Genomic DNA, 25,009 nt, shown 5'->3' with positions numbered 1-25,009 from the left:
ACATGTTTGATATGAAGGCATTAAAAGGAAAAAACATTGTTATTACGGGGGCAAGTCGCGGCATTGGGTATGAAACGGCGAAACAACTAGCAAAACTTGGATCTAATTTAGCGTTAGGCAGCCGGACGATAAAACAGATGAGCCCAGAACAGTTCAGCAGTTACGGGAATGTTTTCTTGGCGGAAGTGGACGTTGCTGACGAACGTTCAGTCAAAGATTTTGTATGCGATGTGGTTAGCACGTTAGGCTCGGTCGATGCCTTGATTAACAGCGCGGGGGTCGGAACGTTTGCGAATGTGCTCGATTCACAGACCGATGAGTTTGATACGATGATATCGGTGAATTTAAGAGGAACGTATTTATGCTGCAAACATTTTGGGCGGCATATGGTGGAGCGGAGAAAAGGAAGAATTTTAAATATGGTATCCGTCGCGGGCGTCACCGCAATTCCAGGATGTGGAGGGTACTGCGCCTCGAAGTTTGGAGTGCTCGGTTTAACGAAGGTGCTTCAGTCGGAGTTAAGAGCCCAAGGTGTATATGTTTCCGCCGTCATTCCTGGGGCGGTAAGAAGCAGTTTTTGGGATCGTATCGACCATCAACTGGATGTCAAGCAAATGATTCCAGTTGAAACATTAGCGAAGCATATTGTTTACATGCTTGCCCAACCGGAAGATGCCTTGATCGACGAAATCGTCATTACCCCGCCTCTTGGAATATTATAGGAGAGAAGGTGGGATGGTGGCGAAACTGTTTAAAAGCTTCTTTCGTCGCTCCGATGAAGAAACGGCCTCTTTTCCCTTGTTTTGCATGCCTGAGCTGCCGCTGCCGGAGTTGTTACATCGAACGAAACGAGCGTTTCTTGCTAGAAAACTAGGCCAATATATTGGGATTAGGGCACGGGGTGTGGATCGTTTCTTTTATGAATCGCTAGCCACGAAAACATTTAAAAATAACAAGAAAGACTTGGAAAGTTATGTCCTTTATTTAAGTGAATTGATGCTCGAGTGGGGCGAGAATGGACAGGATATTCAACAAGAAATAAAGGAGTTAAACGAAACAGCCATTTTCACTAATGCCATGTTAAAAGCGTATGACATATACAAGGATGAGCTGTTTGGCCGCCCTGCGCATTCCTGTTCTTGTCAGCCAAAATGCAATGTTCGTGATATTGATGAGAAAAAGTGGGAAATATACCGCGATGTGATGCACGCCGCCACTCAAGGGAAATTTCTGCTCGTTAAGGAGGAAGAAGTGGGGCGGCTTGAACAAGGAACGATCATTTGCCGGGCCGGAATCCGCTCCCGCTCAGACATTCCGAAATGCAGGGAGTTGGCCAAGCAGGCGTTTGAAGCTCTCGGCGTTGGCCCATTGGCCCTTGTCAGCTGGTTGCTTGCCGTCTCCGAAGCAGTGACAAATGTCATTAAACATGCGGAATGGGGAGAAATGTCGCTGATCCAGGACAAGGCAAGCAAGGAGTTGCGGTTGATTGTGAAGGACCAAGGACCTGGATTCCCGATGAAGGAACTTCCGAAAATGGTGCTTCTATCCGGATATTCAACAAAGAAATCGCTTGGTCAGGGATTTACGTTAATCATGAGAATAGCCCAAAAAGTGTTTCTATCTACTTCCTCGCAAGGTTCCGTGCTTGTTTTAGTTTTTTACGCCGAGGAGGGAGCCAATGTCAACGGATTGCTTAAAGACGATGCAAAAAACGATCATCGCCGCCAAGTGGATTGATGGTTTTTGGGACCGATGGATTGTCCATGGGGTGGAGAAGGACGATATTTCTTCGATCCGCTCTTTTTTGGTCGATAAAGAAAGCTGGGTGGAAACATGGGGGGCGCTCGCCCGTTCATGGGCTGAAAGAGCGGTGAGTTTGCCGGCTGCGGAGGCGGAAACCGCTTGGCGGAAGGCGAGCCTTTATTACCATTTGGCGCAATGGATCATCCCGGAACGGAATGAGGAAAAGAAGGAATGGCTGTTAAAAAGCTTGCAAGCCGCCCGCATAGCTGATGAGCTGTCGCCGCTCGAAACTCATTACGTCCAACTCGATGTGGAGGGTAAGACGTGTTTTGGAAGGGTTCGGCTGCCCGTTAAGGCCAAAGGGGCGGTCATTATCATCAATCCGCTTGATTCAACGAAAGAAGAACTTTTCACATATGAGGACGATTTTTTGCAAAACGGGTTTGTGACTGTCAGTTTTGACGGCCCTGGCCAAGGCGAAACGTATGTGCATAGCGGCTTAAAAGGCGCCGCCGGGCGTTGGGAGCAGTTTATTCATTTATTGATCGACTGGACATCTTCGCACTTTTCGCTGCCGATTTGCGTATTTGGCACCAGCTCTGGCGCTTCTTGGGCCATTTACAGCAGCGGCCATCCGAAAGTGAGAAAAGTGGCGGCTGTTTCTCCAGCGTTCGAGAGTAAAGAAATTCAGCTGCCTGCCTATTTTGTTGAGAGGGTACAGTTTGTCAGCGAAGAAAAGGGGTCGGTTTGGCTCCCACAGTTAGAAAGGACAACGTTTCGCCATCCGGTTTTGCTTGTGCATGGAAAACGGGATACTATGGTGCCAAGCGAGCACATTTATCGCCTATATGATCGGTTGCCCGTTGGAAAACAACTGCTCGAATTCGACGATGAAGGACATTGTTGCAATTATAAACTGCACTATATTCGCGGATATGCCGCATCATGGTTTCAAGAATAGCGGGGGATATCGATGGGGTTTTCTGACTTTTGCCAATTGATTGCTGAAGAGGCAAAAGTGCCGGTGGAGCAAGTAACCGCCGAATCTTCGTTTCAAAATGACTTAGGGGTTGATTCGTTGCAACTTGTTCATTTGCTTGTCGTATTGGCTGAAAAGCTTCAGTTAGAAATTGGGCAAATTCCTCACGATTTGGACTTCCGAACCGTTGGTGGACTGTACAAGTCGTTAGTTGGGAAAGGAGAAATAATATGAGCCAGCTATACAAATGGATATTTGAGGAAGGGAAAAACGAAGATGTTCATAAGACGATTTTAACGTCGCAAACGGGCAGCTATTCGCTAGACGATATACGGCAGGAAGTAAACAAATACTGTTCTCTCCTGACGCAGCTCGGCCCCGTCCAAAGAAAAAGAGTAGCGTTTATGATTCCATATGCTTCCAGTTTCCTTAGTTTACTGTTGGCCGTTAACCGCCTCGGAGCGGTTGCTGTGCCGATCAGTCCGTTTTTAAGAAGCGAAGATTTATCCCGCTTGCTCGAATTCATAAATCCGCATGTGATTTTGACCATCAGGCAACATCAAAATTTTCAATTTTTCAATGCCGTTTCCCAATGGGCTCATGGCACGGGAGAGGAAACGATCATTTATGATTCGGTAAAAGGGGATCATTGGAAAGCAACGGTCGTTGCCGGGATGCCTAAGCCGGTTGAAAGCGAGCCTGTTGACATCATTGCGTGTACGTCAGGGAGCACTGGGGTCCCAAAAGGGGTGATGGTTGATTTCAACTTTATCCAATTTGGCGATGCAGCGTTATCTGCTGCGCTGTCTCTTTCTGCATCGGACAAAGTGCTTGGGATAGTTCCGTTTTCAGGATTATTCGGGCTATGTTTAATGGTAGTATCGATCAAAAAACGGCTGCATTTTGTTGCTACTGAATCATTTCACTTTCCCGATATCATTCGACTGTTGCACACCCATCCTGTCAATAAGTTGGTGACAAGCCCGTCACTATTTCGATCGCTGTACTTGTTGGCGAAAAAACCGGTGCTCGAGCCGCTCGAGCTCATCGGGTTGGCGGGGGAGAGGATTACGGCCGATTTTATCGAAGCCGTGCGGCCGATTGACCATTGCCGCATCATAAGCATATATGGCTTGACGGAGATTGGCGGTGTGATGTTTAGCAAAAACGATGTTCGCCAAGGAATGGATTGGGAATTAGTTCCAGGGGTTGAGGCGGCCATCGTCAATGCTCCGGACAAAAGGGAGATCGGTGAATTGGTCGTCAAGACGCCTAACGGATTTTTAGGATATTATCAGCGCCCGGATTTAACGCAGGAAGCCTACCGGGATGGATGGTTTTATACCGGAGATGTAGCGCGGATGACAGAAAGCGGGGCGATTGAAATCGTCGGCCGCAAAAAAGAAATGATTAAAAAAGGTGGGCAACAGGTGATTCCGGGAGAGATCGAGAGTTTGTTGGCCAGTCATCCGAGCATTTTTGCGGCAGCGGTTGTGGGGATTCCTCATCCAATTTTTGGAGAGCAAATTGTCGCCTTCGTTGTTCCGAAAGAACATGTAAGCGATACGAATCTTTACTCATTTTGCCGCGAGCGGCTCGCTTCTTATAAAGTGCCCGATCATATTTTCACCATCGATGAGATCCCGGTCAGCCAAGGGAAGGCCGATAAAGTCAAATTGCAGCAGTTGGCGACGAAGCGGATTGCTGCCCGTGAATAGCAGGCGAAGGAGTTGGATGGATGAGGCGAATAACGTTAAGAAAGCGGTTTTTAGTGCAAGTATTTTCTTTGCTTATCGTCATTGCGTGCCTGTTTGGTATGTTGCAAGTTTATTTTATGAATCGGCAAATCGAAGCCGATATTTATGAAAAGTCGTTGCTCATAGCTCGCGGCGTCGAGCAAGGGATCGAGGAAACAGAGCTGGCGTCGAAAATGATCGAGCACCAAATTGACTTGCAAATGGTAGCGGTCGCACGGCATATCGGCGATCTTCTCCGTACGCCGGAAGCCCGACATATTCGCTATGAGCAGTTGGAAGAGATGAAAGAGAGGTTTCAACTGGCCGGGCTGACGATTTTTGAACGAAAGGGCGACGATATTGTAGCGACGAAGTCGACGGATCCAAAAGATATTGGATTCAGCACCAAAAGTTACGGAAAAACCGTGTATGCATACGCGGACACCCTCTTAAAAGGGGGAATGCCGCGGGTTGCCGGGGAGGAAGGGTATGCGAGCCAAAACATCTTCGTGCTCCCAATTGTCCAATCCGGCTCCCATAAGGACAAGCCGCGCTTTTTTAAGTACGCCTACTATCATCCGCCCGGATCGGATTATATTATTAACCCGTTTATTCAAGCGGGGGACGTATACCAGTTCACCAAGCAGGCGGGTCCGGATCAGTTGATCGAACAAATCAAGCGAAGAAGCTCCTATATCAAGGATATTTCCGTATTAAATGCGGCGGTATTTAAAAACCCTGCTTTGGAAACAAACTTTTATCCGCCGGTGAAGAAAATAGAATACGGCGAGTTTAAGTACCATACAAAACAAGATATTGATATGATGAAAGAGTTGGTAGACAATCCGGCAAAAAAACTGTCTGTCCAAGAAGTCAACAGCGAAAAACTGTATAAAGTTTTTCTGCCGATCAGCGATCATCGCATTCTTTATTTAGTGTTGGACTATCAAAAAATGACTGCGCCATTCTATAACTATTCGATTATTTTAATCGCTTCAAGCTTATTGTCTTTGCTGTCGCTGTTTGTAGTGACGATTCCATTTTTTAACCGCATTTATGAAAACATTCAAAAACTGAAACGGCAAATGCAACAGTTGGCGGCTGGGGATTTGACGGTAAAAAGCCATGTGAAGGATGGCAGCGAGTTAGAAGAACTTTCAAACGATGTGAATCAAATGGTTCAAAAGCTGAATGTGCTCGTCACAGACGTAAAGGAGCAGGCGGTCAAAACTCAGCGTTCATCCGTCGTGCTTGAAGCAGAGGCTTCGCGGTCGGTCGAGAAAATGTATGAGTTGGCCGTGGGAACAACGCTTCAATCGAGAGAATGGCTGAATGAAATCCATGCATTTTTAGACGAAATGGCAAATGTATTAAAAGCATTTCCGGGGGATCAAAAGGTGATGACTGTTTTGGAGAAGGTTGAGCAAATGAGAGTGATCGCCAATGACCGAACGGCGGTAGTCACAGAGATGACGATCCAATTGTCTGATTTACTGAAAGAGCTTCATGGTCAGTCAAAAGAGCTTTCATACATCTCTAATGCGCTGCTTCAACAGATGAGCCGTTTTATCCTTTAATTTTGTTTAGATAGGAGTGAAAAACAGCTGCTATGGGGTTACAGATCGGGTTGCACTTCGATGATGAGGCAGCCAATTTGGAAATCAGGGGAATACTTGATATATCGACCGCCCATATATTGGAAGGTTATATACAAAAGCTTATAGGCATCAAGGGGTTGACTATTGATCTTTCTGGATTGGAATTTATTGACTCTACAGGGGTTGGAGCGATCATGGAAATCATTTATCATTCCATCGAACATTCATTTTCAATCGAACTAAAAGGGATGAGTGGGCCAATACACGAGATTTTAGAAACGGTCGGTTTATTGACGATGTTGGAGACGATTGCCGGGAGGGCGGTTTGATGTATTTCAGTGAGAACATCTATCTATACGGTCGGCCGCTCGCCAATAAACCGGATATGGAGAAATGGCTGGAGCGAGAAATTCAGTTGGCGAAAAATATTCAAACGAAATTGTTGAATGGCTCGGTTCCTGATGTAAAAGGTGCAGAAGTGAAGGGCCTTTCCATTCCAGCTAGGTTGATTGGCGGAGACTACTATGATTTTTACCCGCTCGGCAACGGAAAAGTCCGTATCGTGATTGGCGATGTGATGGGAAAAGGGATTCCCGCGGCAATGTTAATGATTTTGACGCGCGGAGCGTTTCGCAGCGCCTCAGAAAGCAGTAAAAGCCCAAGTCAGACGCTGACGGCGATGAACAAAGCTCTCTGTCAAGATTTGCGCTCCTTGAAATCGTTTGTCACACTAGTTTGTGCTGATTGGGACCCGCATACGAACGTTCTGACATATGCGAGCGCCGGCCATATGATGCCTTTGCTGTTGAAAAGCAAAGAAAGGAAAGTCGTTGAACTTCCTAAGACGTTGGGGATCATGGTTGGCGCGTTCCCTGAATATGTGTATGAAGAAAAAGAGATCGCTCTTGAAACGGACGATGTCGTGTTGTTTTATACTGATGGCATTATCGAGGCGGAAAACCGGAAAAAGGAGCAATTTCAGCGTGATCGTCTTATCCGCGCATTATTAAAATACGCCAGCTGTCCAGCGCATCAGGCGGGGCAGCGTGTGATAGAGGATATTTACACCTTTACGGAAGGCGCTATGCAAAAAGATGATATGACCATGGTGATAGTAAAAATTCATCAAGAAACATAAACTTTTGGCAAGGGGGGGCGGCGATGGGGCAAACGATCATTTCGAAAGGAAAAAACATCGATGAGGCGATTCACGTTGGCCTAGCGATTTTGCAAAGCAAACGTGAAGAGGTGCAGATCGAAATTATCCAACGGGAAACAAAAGGAATTTGGCGCATCGGTTTCAAACCAGCAATTGTAAAGCTGACGAAAGTAGAAAGGCAGGTTGAGCCGTCTAGCGTTGCTGAAGAAGAAAAATCCGATTCGGCCAGTGTGGGCGGAGCGCGGTCCAAAGTAACTGAGGATCATTTGAGCGGAAAAGCATGGGTACGAGGAGGGCAAATTTTTTATCGTCCATCGCCGCTATGCTATCCGACCATTACCGTGGGGCAAGGCGTTCTGCTTTTAAAAAATGGCGAGCCAGTGACGGGGACGACGGTCATCACGGAAGGCGACCAATTAGAAATACAAACGGCGGAGGAAACGGTCGAGACAAAATGGGATATCATCGTTGATGAAGACAAGCTGCACGCCATCTTGCGCATAGAGCCGGGGGTGAAAAAACGCTTTCAAATAAAAGATATCGACCCTGATTACCATATTGAGTTAAAAGCCGAACAGCACATTGAAGTGCAAAACACTCTCGAGTACAAACCGGTTTTGCAAAAACTAAAATCGTTGAATATTGTCCAAGGGCTTGATTTTATCGCGATGGCTGAAGCGGCCAAAACGACAAAACCGGGTGATTTCGTCATTGCTAGAGGAGTGAAACCGCAGCAAGGAAAAAACGGTTGGGTGGAGTTAACGGTCAATTTGGACAGTAAACAGGCGGGGCCGAAACTGCGGGAAGACGGCACTGTTGATTTCCGCGAAGTAAACAATATTCCTTCCGTTCATCCGGGGCAAGTCATCGCGATCGTTCATCCCCCGGTCCCGGGCGTTCCGGGCGTGACGGTGACGAATGAGCCGATTCCGCCTAAACCTGTCTACCCGGTGGCTGTCTATTTAGGAAAAGGAGTAACGGCGATTGAAAATGGAACGAAAATTGTGGCGTTGGCCAACGGGCGGCCCGTATTTCGGCAACAAGGGCTAGATGTGCATATATTTATAGTGGACAAGCTTACTCATCAAGGCGACGTCGATTTAGGTTCGGGCAATATTCGGTTTCATGGCGACGTCGACATTACCGGCAACGTCGAAGACGGGATGAGCGTCGAGGCGGAGGGCAATATTACGATATTTCAAAATGTCACTCGAGCGACGATTACGTCAAAACAAGCTGTCTTTATCAGACGAAATGTCATTGGAAGCGTCATCTCGGCGGGAACAGGCCATATACTGACTTCCGAGCTCGCGCATTTGTTAATCACAATCGAAGGATATATTGAAAAAATGATTTCCTCTATAAAGCAGCTAGTCAGTTCTCCGGCGTTTAAAAGGACAGATTGGAAACAGAACGGACTGTTCCCATTAATCAAGCTTTTAATGGATTATAAATTCCGCCCTTTAGTTGCAGTAGGGCACAAGTATATTGAGGTGACCAAAAGGGGCGACCGCCAGCAGTTTCATCCGGTTTGGTTCGATTTAGCTGAGCGGTTTCAACGCTGTTTTTTCTCGAGCATCCCGAACGAGCTCCATTCCCTTGAACAGCTCGCCAAGCTGCTTGAGGACATAAAGACAACAATGAAACAATACACGGATGTCAATGGCGAAAGCAGTTATATCGAGATGGCCTACGCGTTGAATAGCACGATCTACTGCAGCGGCGATATAACCGTTTTTGGCCAAGGATGCTATAACTGTACGATTCATTCCGGCGGTTTTCTAAACGTAAAAGGGGTTATGCGCGGCGGCCGCGCCTACGCCCGAAAAGGGGCGTCTATTCAAGAGGCTGGTTCGGATTCCGGGGTCGTTACACACATTGCCGTGCCTGAGGGCCAAACAGTGAGATTTGGTGTGGTGAAAGAGGGGACAATAGTTCAAATCGGTAAAACAGCTTACACGTTCCAAAAAGAACATCGCCAAATTGAAGCGGCGTTAGACGAAAACGGACAAATGATTTTCGATTAAAAAAGTTGAGGGGGATACAATGTTTTTATATGAGTTGGCGAAAAATGGGCAGAATGTAGATGTTTATTTTAAAGGGGACTTAGATATTGAGGCAACAGAGGCAATGGAAGCGATGTTTCAAGAAATCAGGTGTTTCCATACGGTTTCTTTCGATTTGTCAGCTGTCCCTTTTGTTGATTCGACGGGGATCGGGCTGCTCGTTCATTTCATTGATGCCTTAAAGGAGGACGGAAAACAAGTGATGATTTTCGGAATACAACCGGAAGTAAATGAAGTATTTCGCATTGTTCAGTTAGAGGAAATTTTAGGAGTGCCGATGTTCTGTCAATCGCGAGGGGATCAGTTGGAATAGGAGGATAGAAAGAAGGGAAGGAAGCAATGAATGATTTAAAAATCGTGATTGCTGATGATGATGCGTCTTCAAGAACGATTTTGCGGCATTTTATCCACTTATTCCCCAATTACAACGTTGTGGCTGAGGCGACAAGCGGAGAGGAGTTTTTGCAGCTTGTGCTCCAAGAACAGCCGGATATTGTATTGGTCGATATCAATATGCCTGGGCTCGATGGCATGGAGGCGGTCAAGATATGCAGGCAGCTTTTGCCTGCCCTCCAGGTGATTTTTATTACTGGATACGATGAATTTGCCGTAGAGGCTTTTGAAGTGTCCGCTACGGATTATATCGTGAAACCGATTGAGCGAACGCGTCTCTTTTATGCGTTGGAAAAGGCCCGCAAATTGATTGAAATGGCCAAGCAATGCGCCGCTGTAAAAGCGAAACAGCCGAGCAAAAGGCTTGGAATCCGATCGAAAAACTCTATTGTTTTGCTGCCGATGGAAGATATTTTATTCGTGGAAAAGGAAAGCAGAAAAACGGTCATTCACACGGCAAATGAGCAATATGAAACAACGGAGACGCTGAACGAAATTGAAAGGGAGCTGGACAATTGTTTTTTTAAGACTCACCGCTCTTATATTATCAATTTAAAAAAAATAATAAAAATTACCCAAGTTGGCGAAACGTATTTGGCTCATTTTTTCGATAGTGAGAAAGTCGCATATATTTCGAAACTGAAATTTCATGAAGTGCAGAGAAGAATTTTCGATATGAATAATTAGGTGAGTTTTTCAGCAGGAAGCAGAGAGCAGCACGGAATTGCTGAAAGACAGCGCTGGGCAACCTACAATCAGCATAGGAATCGTTGTTTGCCCATCGGATGGAAACACCTCGAAAAAAGTTGAGCGTCCACGCCGACCAGGTCTTTATCAAGCAAAGGGGGAGCGCAACAATTATACGTTTTATGGCCGGAAGGTTCGAAGGCTTGTCAAGAAGGCTCTATATGATCCGCAGGTGTTAGCAAGGAACATCGATGCCAAACATGAAGGATGTCCTCAAAAAAAGCGGGACATCCTTCTTTATTGTCGGCACTACTTACTGAGAAGCCTCTCCTCTTGAAACAGAAGGTGAGAGGAGAAAGTTCGGAGCGGGACAGCCTGTTAAGCCAGTCTCGAGAAGAGATCAAATAAGCCCCAACCATCTCGCCAGCTGTGCGGTCGTAAAGGTGACCGCAATGGCAATCGCTGTCGGCAAGGCAAAGGCGACGAACGTCCATTTCGCGCTTTTCGTTTCTTTGTAAATGTTGACGAGCGTCGTGCCGCATGGGTAGTGAAGCAGGGAAAACAGCATCATATTGAGGGCGGTGAGCCACGTCCAGCCGTGGTCAAGCAAAATTTGTTTTAGAGAATGCAGGCCATCGACTTCAGTGAGCGCCCCCGCGGATAAATAGCCCATCAGCAAAATCGGCACGACAATTTCATTGGCTGGCAAGCCTAAAATGAACGCCATCAAAATGTAGCCATCCAATCCCAATGCTTTGGCAAATGGGTCAAGCCAGTCGGCTAAATACGCCAGCACGGTCGTATCTCCCACGTGAACGTTGCCGAGCACCCATGTCAGAATGCCGGCCGGCGCCGCAACCGTTACCGCCCGTTTCAGCACATAGAGTGATTTGTCGAGGGTGGCCCGGATGATCGTCTCCATGATTTTCGGGCGTCGGTACGGCGGCAGCTCCAGAGTGTAATGGGTCGGAATGCCGCGCAAGGCCGTCTTGGATAAGACCCATGAAACGGTCAACGTGACGACGATGCCAAACAACACCATGGCGACGACCACACCCGCCGTAACGAACGTTTTCCATCCGCCTGTATAGCCGGCTGCCATAAATAAGGAGGAAAGCAGGATCAGCGTTGGCCAACGTCCATTGCAGGGGACGAAGTTGTTGGTCAAAATGGCCAGCATTCGTTCGCGCGGTGATTCGATAATGCGCGTCGACATGATGGCCGCCGCGTTGCAGCCGAAGCCCATGGCCATCGTCAGTGATTGTTTGCCATGCGCCCCCGCTTTTTTAAACAAGCGATCCATGTTAAAGGCGACACGCGGCAAGTAGCCATAATTTTCGAGCAAAGCGAATACGGGAAAGAAAATCGCCATCGGCGGCAGCATCACGCTGACGACCCAAGCCGTGCCGCGGTATAGGCCAAGTACAATGAGGCCGTGCAACCAGTCGGGGGCGTGAATCGCTTGAAAGGCCATGGTGAGATACGTTTCGATCGTTCCGAACAAGCGGGCGAGCGAATCGGAAAATACGTTGGCGCCGGCGATCGTCATGTAAAGGACAGCGGCGAGAAGCGCCAGCATAATTGGAAATCCCCACCGCTTCGACGTGACGATCCGGTCAATCTGTTCCGTTCGATCACGTTTCACGCTCTTCGTATGATTGACACATTCTCGATAAAGCTCGGCCGATGTTTGAAAGATGGCGGCAACGATTTGCTCGCGCACATTGTCCGGCGCCAATGATTTCGCTTCTGTCATTAAGCGGTCAAATCGATTTGATGGATCCGCAACAGGCATACGCGTTCCCCTCCTTGATCAATGGTTGCGGCGGTTGTTTCAGCGCTTGAAGCAGCGATGTATCGCCGTCAAGGAGACGAAGAGCGATCCAGCGAGCAGGATACGTGTCTCCCATCACGTCTTTCACGAGTGGAAGAAGTTTGGCAATGCCTCGTTCGATTTCCGGGCTGTACCGGATGGAAAGCGGGTTGGTGTTGATGCGGCCATGCGCCATGGCATCCACTGTATCAAGCAGTGCATCGATTCCTTCCCGGTTGCGGGCCGAGATCGGCACGACCGGCACGCCGAGTTTGACGGCTAATTTTTTTGTATTGATATGAATGCCTTTCTTTTTCGCTTCATCCATCAAATTGATAGCGATAATGACGCGGTCGGTCATTTCCAATACTTGAAGCGCTAGATTCAAGTTGCGTTCTAATGCCGTAGCGTCGACCACAACGACCGTGACGTCAGGACGTTGAAACAGGAGAAAATCGCGCGCCACCTCTTCATCGGCTGAATTGGAATAGAGCGAATACGTTCCCGGCAAGTCGACGATCCGGTACAACGTGCCGCGGTGGCGGCATTCTCCTTCCGCATGAGTGACCGTTTTCCCGGGCCAGTTGCCGGTATGTTGGCGCAGGCCCGTTAAGACGTTGAACAACGTGCTTTTGCCGGTGTTCGGATTTCCCATTAAGGCAATCGTATACGTCATATCAGTCATGGCTGATCTTCTCCCCGTAAATATAGTCACTTTCTTCTTTCCTTAATGCGATCGTCGTTCCACAAACGCGATAGGCGGTCGGGTCGCCAAGCGGGCTTCTTTGTCCAACCTTCACTTCCCCGCCGGGTACAAATCCCAAATCAAGCAACCGCCTTTTTAACATAGGATCAGGAACATCAACCTTTTCGATGCGAAATCGATCGCCCGGTTTCATATCGGAGAGGCGGCAACGTTTTCCTTGTGCCATAAAAGTTTCCCTCCGGTTAATATTTTTTATAAAAGACATTTTTTTTGCTTAGACCAACTTTTGTGTTTATCATATTCCAGTTGCCTCGCTGTTGTCAACAAATTTGTTTCATCTTTTTCTGACAGAGTTGTCGAACTGGCGACTATTCAAAACAATAGGAAATCATGTTATCATATGAATAGTCTGAACAAACTATCGGCAGAAAGGCGGTGACGGCGTCCATTGACGCACGATGAAATGAAAACGATTACGGAAGGGACGATTCTTTGGCAGCCGACGGAGGAGCAAATTCGGCAATCGAACATTCGACGGTATATGGACTGGCTGAAAGAGAAAAAGGAGTTGTCATTTAACTCGTACCGCGAACTATGGACATGGTCAGTTGAGCATCTTGAAGAATTTTGGGAAACGGTTTGGGAATATTGTGGTGTTCAGGCGGCAACGCCGTATGAGTGTGTGCTGCGGGAGCGGAAGATGCCAGGGGCGGAGTGGTTTCCAGGCGCTGCGCTCAACTATGCGAAACATATTTTCCGGCATGCGCGCGCCGACCGCCCGGCCATCATTTTCCGCTCGGAACGCGTGCCGTACCGGGAAGTGTCATGGCAGGAGCTCGGCGAAAAAACGGCGGCGATCGCCAAAGCATTGCGAGCGATGGGAGTGAAGCGCGGCGACCGCGTCGTCGCTTATATGCCGAATATCCCCGAGACGGTGATGGCGTTTTTGGCGTGCGCCTCGATCGGCGCCATTTGGTCAAGCTGCTCGCCGGATTTTGGCGCTGGCAGCGTCATTGACCGGTTCGCGCAAATCGAGCCGACTGTCTTGTTTGCCGTCGACGGCTGCCAATACAACGGCAAAGAATTTGACAAAATGCCGGTCGTATCCGAATTGCGCGCCAAATTGCCGTCATTGAAAAAGACGGTGCTGCTTCCGTATTGGCGCGGGCAGATGGAAGCACCGGATGAGGGCGTCGTGCTGTGGGATGATGTCGTGGCGGACAAGGCGGAGCTCGTCTATGAAGACGTTCCGTTTGACCATCCGCTTTGGATTTTGTATTCTTCGGGAACGACCGGTTTGCCGAAGCCGATCGTCCAAGGGCATGGCGGCATTTTGCTTGAACATTTGAAAGCATTGACTATTTCAGAAAACTTGACGAAAGACAGCACGTTTTTCTGGTTTACGACGACTGGATGGATGATGTGGAACTTTCTCGTCGGCGGACTGCTGGCCGGGTCGACCATCGTGCTCTATGACGGCAGCCCGACGTATCCGGATGGCAACGTTTTATGGGAGCTCGCCGAGAAGGCAGGCATCACCCATTTCGGCACAAGCGCGGCGTTTATCAACATCTGCATGAAGCGCGGCCTGAAGCCAAAAGAGCAATATGACTTGTCAAAGCTCGAGGCCGTGCTCTCGACCGGTTCGCCGCTGACGGTCGAAGGGTTCGCCTGGGTGTATGAAAACGTCAAGGATGACATTTGCCTGGCATCATGCAGCGGCGGAACGGATGTGTGCACCGCGTTTGTCGTCGGTTCGCCGATTTTGCCGGTGCGCGCCGGCATCCTCTCGTGCCGCGCGTTGGGCGCGGATGTGCAGGCGTTTGACGAAAACGGCCAGCCGCTTGTGAATGAAGTCGGTGAACTTGTGATTACAAAACCAATGCCGTCGATGCCGCTCTTTTTCTGGAACGATCCAGACGGCGAACGGTATCGGAACAGCTATTTTGACACGTACCCGGGCGTCTGGAAGCACGGCGACTGGATTAAAATTGACGAACAAGGGGGATGCGTCATTTACGGACGCTCCGACTCGACGATCAACCGCGCCGGCGTCCGCATGGGCACGAGCGAAATTTACCGTGCGGTCGAAGCGGTCGACGGGGTGTTCGAAAGCCTCATTGTCGATTTGGAAATGATGGGCAAGCAATCGTTTATGCCGCTGTTTGTCGTCCTCAAGCCGGGCGCAGTGCTCGATGACGAGCTGAAAGAACGCATCCGCCAATCGATTCGGCAACACGTCTCGCCGCGCTTTGTTCCAGATGAAATTTACGAGGTGAAGCAAATTCCGAAAACGCTAAATGGAAAGAAAATGGAGATTCCGATCCGGAAACTGCTCTTAGGCTTCCCGCTCGAAAAGGCAGTCAACCCGGGCTCAATGGCCAATCCAGAGGCGCTCGACTTTTTCCTCGAGCTGGCGAAGACGCTGGCGGCGAAGACGCAGATAAGCTGAAATGCGAAAGGTTGTTATTAAGTGACGACGCTTAATAACAACCTTTCTATGTATTAGTGAATTATAAATAGAGGAGTCGGGGGCATGGAAGAAAGCAAGCGGACTAGGCCAGTTTGGAAATCCATCGGTGATTGAGGAGCGGACGACGGTGAAAGAGATGTTGGGGCGATGAGACGAGACGGTGTCCGTTTTCATGATGAGAAAGTCCGGAAGATCTGTTTAGGAGAACCTTCCGGGCTTCATTTGCGGCGACGATGATTCGGAGTTTTAGTATGACGTAAGCAGGGGGATGTTGTTTGATGATGGCTATGTTCACACAGGATATGGAACAAGCGTTAAACGTCGAAGAGATCAACGAAATGGAGCGGACTGACGTCTAGTACATATTGAGCGCCGTTTTGACCCGCTTGATCTCCTTTTTGTTTTCGAACAGCTCTTCAACTAAAATGTTTTGGCCGTTGGCGACATCGGTGATCCGTTTGTCCATGTCGGCCACTTGCTGGCTTAATTGGTTGAGTTGTTCATTCGTTTGCTGCACTTGTTTGGCGAGCTGGTCGACTTGCTCATGAGTTTGCTGTACTTGGTGGTTCAGCTGCTGCACTTGGCTGTTAAGGTGTTGGACTTGTTGGCCCAGTTGCTGCACTTGCTCATTTGTTTGTTGCACCTGTTGGCCCAGTTGCTGCACTTGCTCGTTTGTTTGTTGCACCTGTTGGCCCAGTTGCTGCACTTGTCCGTTCGTTTGTTGCAGCTGCTCGGCAAGTTCTTTAATGGCTTGCCAAATCATTTCATTTGAGATCGCTCCCATTCGACAATCCCCTTTCTGGTTCGATTCTCCTTCTATTATACATGACGAAAGAAAGAGATGATAGAAGAAAGATGACGAAACGTTTTTCTTTGCGGCGCGTCCTTCGAATGTGATATAACAAAAGAATGTCAGTAGTATGCACATACTGGAGGATGAACATGGTGATCCGTGTCAGCCATTTGCATAAATCGTTCCGCGTCCATCGCCGCGAAGCGGGATGGCTTGAGGCGGCGCGCAGTTTATGGCGGCGCGACTACCGCGTCATTGAGGCGGTGAAGGACGTTTCGTTTACGATTGAAAAAGGGGAGATTGTCGGCTTTTTAGGTCCAAACGGGGCGGGGAAAACGACGACGATGAAAATGCTTGCTGGCCTCTTGCATCCGACATCAGGAGAGATCACGGTCGGCGGGTTTGTGCCGTTTGAGCAAAAGCCGGAGTTTAAAAAAATGATGAGCTTGGTGATGGGGCAAAAAAGCCAGCTCATTTGGGACATCCCGCCGATGGAGACGTTTTTGGTCAATAAAGCCATTTATGACATCGACGATCGGGCTTTCCGCCAGACGCTCGAGGAATTGACGGAACTGCTCGACTTGGCGCCGCTGTTGGACAAGCCGACGCGCAGTCTGTCGCTCGGGCAGCGGATGCGCTGCGAGCTGGCGGCGGCGCTTTTGCATCGGCCGCAAGTGTTGTTTTTGGATGAGCCGACGATCGGGCTTGACGTTCATACGCAAGAAAACGTGCGTCGCTTTATCGTTGACTACAATCGGGAGCACGAGACGACGATTTTGTTGACATCGCATTACATGGGTGATGTTGCAGCGCTTTGCGACCGGGTGATGATCATCAACTACGGGCGATTGATTTACGACGGGGAACTGTCAGTGCTGACGGAGAAGCTGGCGCCGTACAAGCGATTGGAAGTCCGGTTTTCACGGGTTCCGGACATGGATTGGGGAGAGTATGGCGAAGTGGCGGAAATCGAAGAAGGAACAGTCGTATTGCGGGTGGCGCGCGAGAAGGCGGCGGGGACAGCAGCGCGGTTATTAGAGCGGTTTGATGTCCGCGACATCAATATTGAAGACCCGCCGCTTGAGGAAGTGATTACGCGCGCGTTTCAGGAGGAGCGTGTATGATTCGCAAATATATCGCTTTGTTGCGGATGAAATACATCGAAATGCTCGCGTATCGTTTGGCGACGTTCGTCTGGATGACGGGTGCGATCACGCAGCCGCTGATCACGATGTTTGTCTGGATGAACATTCATCCGGAAGAGAGCGATTCGTTTGTCTTTTATTTTATGGCCGTCATTTTTGTCGAACGAATGACGAGCGCGTGGGATGTATGGGAGCTGGACCGTGAAATTCGCGAAGGGACGTTTTCGAATTTGCTGCTTAGGCCGCTTCACCCGATCCATTGGGCGATCGCGGAAAACATCATTTATAAATGGCTGTTTGCCGTCATTTTAGTGCCTGTCTGGGTAGTGGCAGCGACATTTTGGCCGGCGCTTCGTCCTCACATGACGGCAAGTCAAATCATGTTGTTTTTGATGGCGGTTGTATTGGGTGCGGCGCTTCGTTTTTTGCTTAGTTACTCGTGCGGGTTGCTTGCGTTTTGGATGACGAAAGTGGCGGCTGTGTACGGCGTGATCGACGTCATTTCGTTGTTTTTGTCAGGACGGATCGCGCCGCTTGGGCTGCTTCCGCCGCAGCTTCGCGAATGGAGCGAGTGGCTGCCGTTTCGCTATATGATCAGTTTTCCGATCGAAATCGCCACCGGGGCGGCGGATGGAGGAGAGTTGGCGCGCGGCTTTGCGATCGCCGCCGGGTGGATGATGGCGCTGATTGGTGCTTTGCAATGGCTGTGGAAAGCGGGGATGAGAAAAAATCAGGCGGTAGGTGGATGAACATGCGGCGATACGGGCGGGTGTTCCGCGAGTTTTTCCGCGCTTGTTTGGTCGAGGAAATGGAATACCGGAGCGAATTTTTCGGCAATTTTATCGCCAGCTTTTTTGGCATCGCAATCGCTCTGTTGACCGTCCATATCTTTTTTTACCAGACGGATCGCTTAGGCGGCTGGACGTATGGGGAAGTGCTTGTGCTGCTCGGCGTCTTTAATACGCTGCGCGGATTCATCGATTTTGCGCTCCGCCCGAACATGCCAAGGCTGCTTGAGCATGTCAGGCGCGGCACGCTCGATTATATTTTGACGAAACCGGTCGACAGCATGTTTTACGTCAGCTTCCGCCACCTTGTCTTTTGGCGGCTTATCGATGTGGCGCTTGGCATCGGCGTCATCGGCTTCGGCTTGTATGTTGAACGCTACGTGCCATCGGCGGCCGACGTATGCATGTTTCTGATCGTGATGGCCGCTTCTCTTTTGCTCATTTATTCGCTATGGATGATGTTGATGACGACCTCGTTTTGGGTCGTGCGCATCGATGACTTGTCGTTTATTTTCGATTCGTTTTTTGATACGGCCCGCTTTCCCGGCAGCATGTACCGCGGGGCGGTGCGGTTGGTGATTACCTACATCTTGCCGGCGGTGTTGATCACCAATACGCCGGCTTTGGCGCTGCTTGGAAAATGGCGCATCCCGACAGCGCTGGCGGCTTTGGCTGCGGCCATTCTCTTTTTATGGCTGGCCCGTCGCTTTTGGCGGTTTGCCTTGCGCTTTTACACCGGGGCGGGCGGGTGAGGAAACGGCTCCTTAGACAGGGGCTTTTTTCTTTTGTCATGGTGATTTCGCCAGGGAATCAGCGGCGCGTATATCGACCCATGCCGTCCGATTCGCTTCTGGCCGCCATGAATAATGGAAAAGCGTTTCAGTGCTGATGACCTGTGCGTTCGGTCGACTGTCTCTTTCTTTGCATTGGCTTAGGATGTCTCCTTTCGCCGACGGCTCCCAGATCCATTTTTTCCATATTGATGGTTGGATGGCGGAGAGAATGGACACGGAGAAGGGGGAGGATGACTGTTTCTTTGCTTTCATATTCGTTGACTTTTACGTAAACGTCAATTAAAATAAAATTCAGAATATTGATTCTAGAAAAGGGATGGCCATGCACTATTTCACCATTTCCGATTTGGCGCAAGAGTTTGATGTGAGCACACGGACGATCCGCTATTATGAAGAACGCGGATTGCTCTCCCCAATCCGGACCGAGTCAGGGCAGCGGCTGTATACGAAAAAGGAGCGGGCAAAACTCAGCCGAAAAAGCGTTTGATGCGATGCGCCATGTTGTCATGAACGATTACAATGCGGCCATTTCACTAGCGGCAAAAGCGTTCATGATTTCTGGGGCGATTGCGATGGGGCTCATTTTTTCTGAGGTCGTCAACCAACTGGTCAAGCGCCGCCCTTAACTGCGTGTAGTTGTTTTTTCCAATCATTTGCCTATCGTTGTATTTGTTTGCTTGAATATTATAATGAATATAACCATGTTTTTTCTATTGATTTTAAACAGCGGGGGAGAGCGGGATGAAAGAAATTGTTCAGCAGATGAAAGCGGAGCTATGGGAGATTTTCGATCACCTTCATCGTCATCCAGAAATCAGTTGGGAAGAGTGGCAAACGACCGAATTTCTCCGCCGAGAGTTGGAGCGCGAAGGGTATCAGGTGCGGACGTTTGCCGATTGCCCGGGTGTGGTGGCGGAAATCGGCGCCGGGCCGTTTACGGTTGGGGTGCGCAGCGATATGGACGCCCTTTGGCAAGAAGTGAACGGCGTTTGGCAGCCGAACCATGCGTGCGGGCATGATGCCCACATGACGATCGTGCTCGGGGTGGCGAAACTGCTTCGCCGCATCGGCTATGAGCCGCCGGGGACGCTGCGGTTTTTGTTCCAGCCGGCTGAGGAAAAAGGCACGGGGGCGCTGAAGATGATCGAAAAAGGAGCGGCTGATGGCCTAACGTTTTTGTACGGCGTTCATTTGCGCCCAATTCAAGAGGTAAAAGGCGGTTATGCGTCTCCAGCGATCATTCACGGAGCGGCGCAATGCATCGAGGGGCGGATTCGCGGCGTGGCGGCGCATGCCGCGCGGCCGCATTTAGGCGTCAACGTCATTGAAGTCGGCAGCGCCATCGTGCAGGAGCTCGGCAAAATTCATATCGACCCACAAGTGCCAGCGTCGATCAAAATGACGAAGTTTCACGCCGGTGAAAAAGATGCGAACACGATCCCGGACTACGCGGAATTTGCCCTTGATTTGCGGGCGCAAACGAACGAGGCGATGGAGCGGCTCGTCGAGGGGCTGCGCCATGTGATCAATGGGGTCGCTGCGATTTACGGAGCTGATATTGAGCTTGTTGAGCGGACGCGCATCGTCGCCGCTGATCCTGATCCAGATGCTGTGCGGCTGATGGAGGAGGCGATTATCACGACTTTGGGGACGGAAAAATGCGTTCCGCCGGTCGTGACGTCGGGAGGAGAGGATTTCCATTTTTATTCCTTTAAAAAACCGGAGCTGAAAACAACGATGCTCGGATTGGGCTGCGACTTGCGTCCAGGGCTCCATCACCCGAACATGACGTTCCGGCGCGATGATTTGCTTTCCGGCGTGGAAATTTTGGCGCGGGTTGTGATGAACACGTTTGCGACGTTTGCGCCGCAGGGGGAGAACGAGCGTGCCTCTGTCGCTGCAAATCATTGAGACGATCGAACAGTTGAAAGAGATGGCCAGGCTTGAGGAGGAGATTTGGAAAACGGCGCCGGTTCCGCTCCATCAAACGCTGACGGTGGCGAAAAACGGGGGCATTATCATCGGGGCGTATGCGGACGGGAAGCTTGTCGGCTTTGTCTACAGCTTTCCTGGGTTTCGAAATGGGGAATTGTATCTTTGTTCCCATATGATGGGGATTGCTGAATCGTTTCGTGATCGTGGCCTCGGCTATCGCTTGAAAATGAAACAGGCGGAAGAAGCGCGGCGGCGCGGTTATCGAGTCATCCGCTGGACGTATGACCCGTTGCAAAGTCGAAACGGCTATTTGAACTTGGCGAAGCTTGGGGCCCTTGGCGTCGAGTATGTGGAAAACTGCTACGGCGAAATGAATGACGCGTTGAACGGTCAACTGCCGTCCGACCGCTTCATTGTCGAATGGCGGCTTGATGAGCGTCCGACCGGGGAGCGGAGCTTGGCTAAAGCTGATCTTCTCAAGGCCAGAAGTCTGACGGTGCTCGAGGCAGGTCAAAGGGCTGACGGTCTGTTGCGGCCCTTGCTGAGAGACATCGATGAAACAGCAGCACCGCTGTTGTTGGCTGCTGTTCCGCTTGACTTTCCGCAGCTGAAAGAGCGGGATCTCGCGCTGGCGCTTGAGTGGCGGCTGGCGACGCGCGCTCTGTTTCAGCGGTTGCTCACGGAAGGCTGGATTGCCGCCGGCGCTTGGCGCCGTTCCGGGGAGCCGGCGATGCACTACATATGGGTGAGGAGAAACGAATGACTGCCGCAGAAAGGGGAAGAGGAATGGCGATCAACATCGAGTACGTCATATTGCGCCATTTGCAAATGGAGTTGAAGGCGCCGTTTACAACGAGCTTCGGCACGTTTCAAACGAAAGAGTTTATTTTAGTGGAGGCGGTCGACTGCGATGGCGTTTCCGGCTGGGGCGAATCGGTTGCGTTTTCCGCCCCGTGGTACAGCGAGGAAACGGTGAAAACGAACTGGCATATGCTTGAAGAGTTTCTCGTGCCGCTCTTGTTTTCGAAGCCGCTTAGGCATCCAGCGGAATTGCCAGAGCGATTTGCCGCCATCCGCCAAAACAACATGGCGAAAGCGGCGCTTGAGGGAGCGGTATGGGATTTGTATGCCAAGCGGCTCGGCGTCCCGCTTTGTCAAGCTCTCGGGGGAACGAAAAAGGAAATTGAAGTCGGCGTCAGCATCGGCATCCAGCCGACGGTTGCCGATCTGCTCCAGGTGATTGAGCGGTATGTGGCGCAAGGGTACCGGCGGATCAAAGTGAAGATCAAACCGGGATGGGATGTTGATGTCATTCGCGACGTGCGGCGCGCGTTTCCCGACGTGCCGCTCATGGCGGATGCCAATTCGGCGTATACGCTCGCTGACGCCAAGCGGCTTCAGGCGCTCGATGAGTTTGGGCTGATGATGATCGAACAGCCGCTCGCCGCTGACGATCTTGTCGATCACGCCCGGCTGCAGCCGCTTCTTCAGACGCCGATTTGCCTTGATGAAAGCATTCGTTCCTATGACGATGCGCGCAAGGCGCTTGACCTTGGCAGCTGCCGCATCATCAACATCAAAATCGGGCGCGTCGGTGGGCTTTGGGAGGCGAAGCGCATCCACGATCTTTGTGCTGAGCGCAGCGTGCCGGTGTGGTGCGGGGGGATGCTGGAAGCAGGGGTCGGGCGCGCCCACAATATCGCGATCACGACGTTGGAAAACTTCGCGCTTCCCGGCGACACCGCCGCGTCGTCCCATTATTGGGAGCGGGATATTATCACACCGGAAGTCGAGGTGCAAGGCGGCTTGATCCGCGTGCCGAACGCCCCGGGCATCGGCTATGAAGTCGACCGCCGCCAAGTGGAGCGGTATACGCAGTTTGCGAAGGTGTTTCATCGTACGGCGACGGCATAAAGGATGATAAAAGGGAGGCGATGTAAAACGAAATCGACATTCTGCCAATGTTGTTTTGGGAGTTCTTGAAGACTATCAAGGACAGGGCATTGCCACTAAACTATTCAACAAAGCGTTTGAGTGGGCAAAGGAAGTTGGAATTTCGAGATTAGGACTTACGGTCATGAAAGGGAACGATAAGGCGTTCAACTTATATAGGAAGATGGGATTCGTATTAGAAGGCGAGAGGGTTCAATCATTAAGAGTGGGCGGAGAATTTGTCAATGAATATTACCTATACAAACTGTTGTAACGCCAATTTGGGGCTGACCCAAAACGCATTCGCGTTTTGGATCAGCCCCTTCTTCGTTGTGTTACACGCGTCCGATCCCAGTATTCGCCTTGACGACAATTTCCGTATATTTCTTTTCATCCGCTTTTTTCGACGAGACGAGCGTGCCGACGATGGCGCCGACAAAGCCGAGCGGAATCGAGATGATGCCCGGGTTGGCGAGCTTAAAGAGCGGTTCGCCGACGAAAATGGCAGCACCCGGCTGCGGCGACCAGACGTTCGGGCTGAAGAAGACGAGCACTAAAGCGCTGATGAGCCCCACCAACATGCCTGTAATCGCTCCGGTGGTGTTAAAGCGGCGCCAGAAAATCGTAAAGACGATCGTCGGCAAGTTGGCGCTTGCGGCGACCGCAAATGCCAGTGATACAAGGAACGCGACGTTCATTTTTTGCGCGACCAGCGCCAACAAAATCGATAATACGGAAACGCCGACAGACGCCCAGCGGGCGGCGAGCATTTGTTCTTTTTCCGTCGCTTGGCCGCGCCGCAAAATATGGCTGTAAAAGTCATGGGCAAACGCCGAGGCGGCTGACAGAACGAGCCCGGCGACAACGGCCAAAATGGTCGCAAACGCTACGGCAGAGATGAAAGCGAACAAGAAATCTCCGCCAAGGGCTTCTGCCAACAGCGGGGCGGCCATATTGCCGGCCGGATTGGCGGCGACGATTTTGTCATAGCCGACGAACGCGGCGGCGCCAAACCCTAAAAAGATCGTCATTACGTAGAAAATCCCAATGATCCATGTTGCATAAACGACCGATTTGCGCGCGGTCGGCGCGTCTTTGACCGTAAAGAAGCGGATCAAAATATGCGGCAGCCCGGCCGTCCCCAACACGAGCGCCAAGTTTAAGGAAATCGTATCGAGCGGGTCTTTAAACTTGTTGCCCGGGTTTAAAAACGCTTCGCCAAGCGGTGTCGCGGTTTTGACTTCATGGAACATTTTGGCGATGCTGAAATCGAATTTAGCAAAGACGATGATGGAAATGATAAACGTACCGACCATCAATAAGACGGCTTTGACGATTTGCACCCAGCTCGTGGCCGTCATGCCGCCGAAGACGACGTACACCGTCATCAAAACGCCGACGATCAAGACAGAATAAACGTAGTCTAAGCCTAACAGAAGCTTGATGAGGCCGCCGGCGCCGACAAGCTGGGCGATCATATAGAAGATCGAGATGGCGATCGTATTTAACGCCGCGACGCCGCGCACTTTCTTATCATCAAAACGGGCGGCGATCATATCGGCCATCGTGTATTTGCCGAGGTTGCGAAGCGGCTCGGCAACGATGTACAAGACGACAAGATAAGCGACAAGGAAGCCGATGCTGTAAAAGAAGCCGTCAAATCCCGTCAGCGCGATCATGCCGGCAATGCCGAGAAAAGAGGCGGCGGACATATAGTCGCCGGCGATGGCGAGCCCGTTTTGCCAGCCGGTGAGGCTGCTGTCAGCGGTGTAAAATTCGCTCGTTGTTTTCGTGCGCTTGGAGGCGTAGTACGTAATGACGAGCGTCAAGGCAACGATGATGAGAAAGAGGAAAAAGGCCAACCCGTGCATTAGGCGTTTCCTCCTTCCTTCGCTTCTTGCTTCACTTGCTCGACGATGGCATCAAATTGTGCTGCGCGTTTCGAATAAAGGATGCATAAGGCCCATGTCATGATAAATTGCGCAAAGGCAAACAGCCAAGCCCAGCTGACCGGCCCGATCGCCGGCGCATTGAGTGCTTTCGAGTACGACGTTAATACCGGAAGGGTGAAGTAAAAAACGAAGAAAAAGACGGTCGCCGGAACGATAAAGCGTTTCTTCGCTTGGATGAGGGCGCGAAATGAAGCTGACTGGGCGATCGCTTCGTAATTAGCGCCGACCGGATCGGAAAACGACTGCTTTTTGACGGCCATGAAAATCCCTCCTTGATTTGAATTCAAGCGTTTTCAAAATGAGATATCGATGCATGA

General features: G+C 50.4%; 24 protein-coding genes and 3 pseudogenes. 21 read left to right on the top strand and 6 right to left on the bottom strand.

The genetic code is table 11. The features are described 5' to 3' along the window. Positions 1 to 2: 2 nt before the first annotated feature. The 11 genes from T260_RS127620 to T260_RS127670 all read left to right on the top strand — a co-directional run bounded on the left by T260_RS127620 (position 3) and on the right by T260_RS127670 (position 10,361). Positions 3 to 722 carry an SDR family oxidoreductase gene (locus tag T260_RS127620; RefSeq protein WP_011230967.1) on the top strand — a complete coding sequence of 240 codons (720 nt, stop codon included), beginning with the start codon at positions 3 to 5 and terminating at the stop codon, positions 720 to 722. Between the two features lie 13 nt (positions 723 to 735). Then, the gene (locus tag T260_RS127625; protein WP_011230968.1) at positions 736 to 1,737 is read left to right on the top strand and encodes an ATP-binding protein; all 1,002 of its coding nucleotides are present in this window, start codon (positions 736 to 738) and stop codon (positions 1,735 to 1,737) included. After that, positions 1,679 to 2,704: an alpha/beta hydrolase gene (locus T260_RS127630; protein ID WP_011230969.1), complete on the top strand. Its 1,026-nt coding sequence runs from the start codon at positions 1,679 to 1,681 to the stop codon at positions 2,702 to 2,704. Before T260_RS127625 ends, T260_RS127630 begins: the two co-directional genes overlap by 59 nt. A gap of 12 nt (positions 2,705 to 2,716) precedes the next feature. Then, on the top strand, positions 2,717 to 2,956 hold the full coding sequence (locus tag T260_RS127635; protein ID WP_023634119.1) for a phosphopantetheine-binding protein: 240 nt from the start codon (positions 2,717 to 2,719) through the stop codon (positions 2,954 to 2,956). Further along, positions 2,953 to 4,440 (top strand): class I adenylate-forming enzyme family protein, encoded by a 1,488-nt coding sequence (locus T260_RS127640; RefSeq protein ID WP_023634118.1) that lies wholly within the window; start codon positions 2,953 to 2,955, stop codon positions 4,438 to 4,440. The genes T260_RS127635 and T260_RS127640 overlap by 4 nt, the downstream gene beginning before the upstream one ends. 20 nt (positions 4,441 to 4,460) lie before the next feature. Further along, positions 4,461 to 6,035: a HAMP domain-containing protein gene (locus T260_RS127645; protein ID WP_023634117.1), complete on the top strand. Its 1,575-nt coding sequence runs from the start codon at positions 4,461 to 4,463 to the stop codon at positions 6,033 to 6,035. 32 nt (positions 6,036 to 6,067) lie between these two features. Continuing rightward, on the top strand, positions 6,068 to 6,385 hold the full coding sequence (locus tag T260_RS127650; RefSeq protein ID WP_011230973.1) for an STAS domain-containing protein: 318 nt from the start codon (positions 6,068 to 6,070) through the stop codon (positions 6,383 to 6,385). Between the two features lie 86 nt (positions 6,386 to 6,471). Next, positions 6,472 to 7,194 carry a PP2C family protein-serine/threonine phosphatase gene (locus T260_RS127655; RefSeq protein WP_236620442.1) on the top strand — a complete coding sequence of 241 codons (723 nt, stop codon included), beginning with the start codon at positions 6,472 to 6,474 and terminating at the stop codon, positions 7,192 to 7,194. Between the two features lie 23 nt (positions 7,195 to 7,217). After that, positions 7,218 to 9,242, top strand: coding sequence for a FapA family protein (locus T260_RS127660; protein WP_023634115.1), 2,025 nt, complete (start codon positions 7,218 to 7,220; stop codon positions 9,240 to 9,242). A 19-nt stretch (positions 9,243 to 9,261) separates the two neighbouring features. Next, positions 9,262 to 9,594: an STAS domain-containing protein gene (locus tag T260_RS127665; protein ID WP_011230975.1), complete on the top strand. Its 333-nt coding sequence runs from the start codon at positions 9,262 to 9,264 to the stop codon at positions 9,592 to 9,594. A gap of 26 nt (positions 9,595 to 9,620) precedes the next feature. After that, positions 9,621 to 10,361, top strand: coding sequence for a LytR/AlgR family response regulator transcription factor (locus T260_RS127670; RefSeq protein WP_023634114.1), 741 nt, complete (start codon positions 9,621 to 9,623; stop codon positions 10,359 to 10,361). Between the two features lie 400 nt (positions 10,362 to 10,761). Here T260_RS127670 and T260_RS127675 read toward each other — a convergent pair whose 3' ends face one another. From T260_RS127675 to T260_RS127685, 3 genes are read right to left on the bottom strand one after another with little or no spacing between them, the layout of a single operon-like run. Continuing rightward, a complete protein-coding gene (locus tag T260_RS127675; protein ID WP_011230978.1) occupies positions 10,762 to 12,156 on the bottom strand; it encodes a nucleoside recognition domain-containing protein in 1,395 nt (464 codons plus the stop codon). Further along, positions 12,125 to 12,859 (bottom strand): FeoB small GTPase domain-containing protein, encoded by a 735-nt coding sequence (locus T260_RS127680; RefSeq protein WP_011230979.1) that lies wholly within the window; start codon positions 12,857 to 12,859, stop codon positions 12,125 to 12,127. The genes T260_RS127675 and T260_RS127680 overlap by 32 nt, the downstream gene beginning before the upstream one ends. After that, a complete protein-coding gene (locus T260_RS127685; protein ID WP_011230980.1) occupies positions 12,852 to 13,106 on the bottom strand; it encodes a FeoA family protein in 255 nt (84 codons plus the stop codon). The genes T260_RS127680 and T260_RS127685 overlap by 8 nt, the downstream gene beginning before the upstream one ends. 237 nt (positions 13,107 to 13,343) lie before the next feature. Here T260_RS127685 and T260_RS127690 point away from each other — a divergent pair, with 237 nt between their 5' ends. After that, entirely contained in the window at positions 13,344 to 15,332 is a 1,989-nt protein-coding gene (locus tag T260_RS127690; protein ID WP_031212863.1) for an acetoacetate--CoA ligase, read from the top strand. Between the two features lie 376 nt (positions 15,333 to 15,708). Here the strand turns inward: T260_RS127690 and T260_RS127695 are convergent, their stop codons facing one another. Beyond that, the gene (locus T260_RS127695; RefSeq protein ID WP_011230982.1) at positions 15,709 to 16,137 is read right to left on the bottom strand and encodes a hypothetical protein; all 429 of its coding nucleotides are present in this window, start codon (positions 16,135 to 16,137) and stop codon (positions 15,709 to 15,711) included. A 161-nt stretch (positions 16,138 to 16,298) separates the two neighbouring features. Between T260_RS127695 and T260_RS127700 the strand changes: the two genes are divergently transcribed. From T260_RS127700 to T260_RS127740, 9 genes and pseudogenes are all read left to right on the top strand, one after another. After that, entirely contained in the window at positions 16,299 to 17,270 is a 972-nt protein-coding gene (locus T260_RS127700) for an ABC transporter ATP-binding protein (protein WP_011230983.1), read from the top strand. Continuing rightward, on the top strand, positions 17,267 to 18,040 hold the full coding sequence (locus T260_RS127705; protein ID WP_023634112.1) for an ABC transporter permease: 774 nt from the start codon (positions 17,267 to 17,269) through the stop codon (positions 18,038 to 18,040). Before T260_RS127700 ends, T260_RS127705 begins: the two co-directional genes overlap by 4 nt. Before the next feature lie 2 nt (positions 18,041 to 18,042). Next, positions 18,043 to 18,831 (top strand): ABC transporter permease, encoded by a 789-nt coding sequence (locus T260_RS127710; RefSeq protein ID WP_011230985.1) that lies wholly within the window; start codon positions 18,043 to 18,045, stop codon positions 18,829 to 18,831. Positions 18,832 to 19,195: 364 nt separating this feature from the next. Beyond that, positions 19,196 to 19,342, top strand: a pseudogene (locus T260_RS127720) (MerR family DNA-binding transcriptional regulator); the annotation flags it as partial. 10 nt (positions 19,343 to 19,352) lie between these two features. After that, positions 19,353 to 19,499 (top strand): annotated as a pseudogene (locus T260_RS1000000140290) (threonine/serine exporter family protein); the annotation flags it as partial. 115 nt (positions 19,500 to 19,614) lie between these two features. Further along, positions 19,615 to 20,784: a M20 peptidase aminoacylase family protein gene (locus tag T260_RS127725; RefSeq protein ID WP_023634109.1), complete on the top strand. Its 1,170-nt coding sequence runs from the start codon at positions 19,615 to 19,617 to the stop codon at positions 20,782 to 20,784. Then, a complete protein-coding gene (locus T260_RS127730) occupies positions 20,759 to 21,571 on the top strand; it encodes a GNAT family N-acetyltransferase (protein WP_023634108.1) in 813 nt (270 codons plus the stop codon). The genes T260_RS127725 and T260_RS127730 overlap by 26 nt, the downstream gene beginning before the upstream one ends. Before the next feature lie 23 nt (positions 21,572 to 21,594). Beyond that, positions 21,595 to 22,722, top strand: coding sequence for an o-succinylbenzoate synthase (gene menC / locus T260_RS127735; protein ID WP_023634107.1), 1,128 nt, complete (start codon positions 21,595 to 21,597; stop codon positions 22,720 to 22,722). 43 nt (positions 22,723 to 22,765) lie between these two features. Then, a pseudogene (locus tag T260_RS127740) lies at positions 22,766 to 23,014 on the top strand (GNAT family N-acetyltransferase); the annotation flags it as partial. A 61-nt stretch (positions 23,015 to 23,075) separates the two neighbouring features. On the opposite strand, the gene T260_RS127745 reads toward T260_RS127740, so the two are convergent. Further along, on the bottom strand, positions 23,076 to 24,611 hold the full coding sequence (locus tag T260_RS127745; protein WP_014195250.1) for a solute symporter family protein: 1,536 nt from the start codon (positions 24,609 to 24,611) through the stop codon (positions 23,076 to 23,078). Further along, positions 24,611 to 24,952 (bottom strand): DUF485 domain-containing protein, encoded by a 342-nt coding sequence (locus tag T260_RS127750; RefSeq protein WP_011230430.1) that lies wholly within the window; start codon positions 24,950 to 24,952, stop codon positions 24,611 to 24,613. The genes T260_RS127745 and T260_RS127750 overlap by 1 nt, the downstream gene beginning before the upstream one ends. Positions 24,953 to 25,009: the final 57 nt, after the last annotated feature.

Source organism: Geobacillus thermopakistaniensis (assembly GCF_000498995.1).
GTDB lineage: Bacteria > Bacillota > Bacilli > Bacillales > Anoxybacillaceae > Geobacillus > Geobacillus thermoleovorans.
Note: the sequence above shows the minus strand (reverse complement) of the source record. Positions and strands in the feature narration are given on the sequence as shown.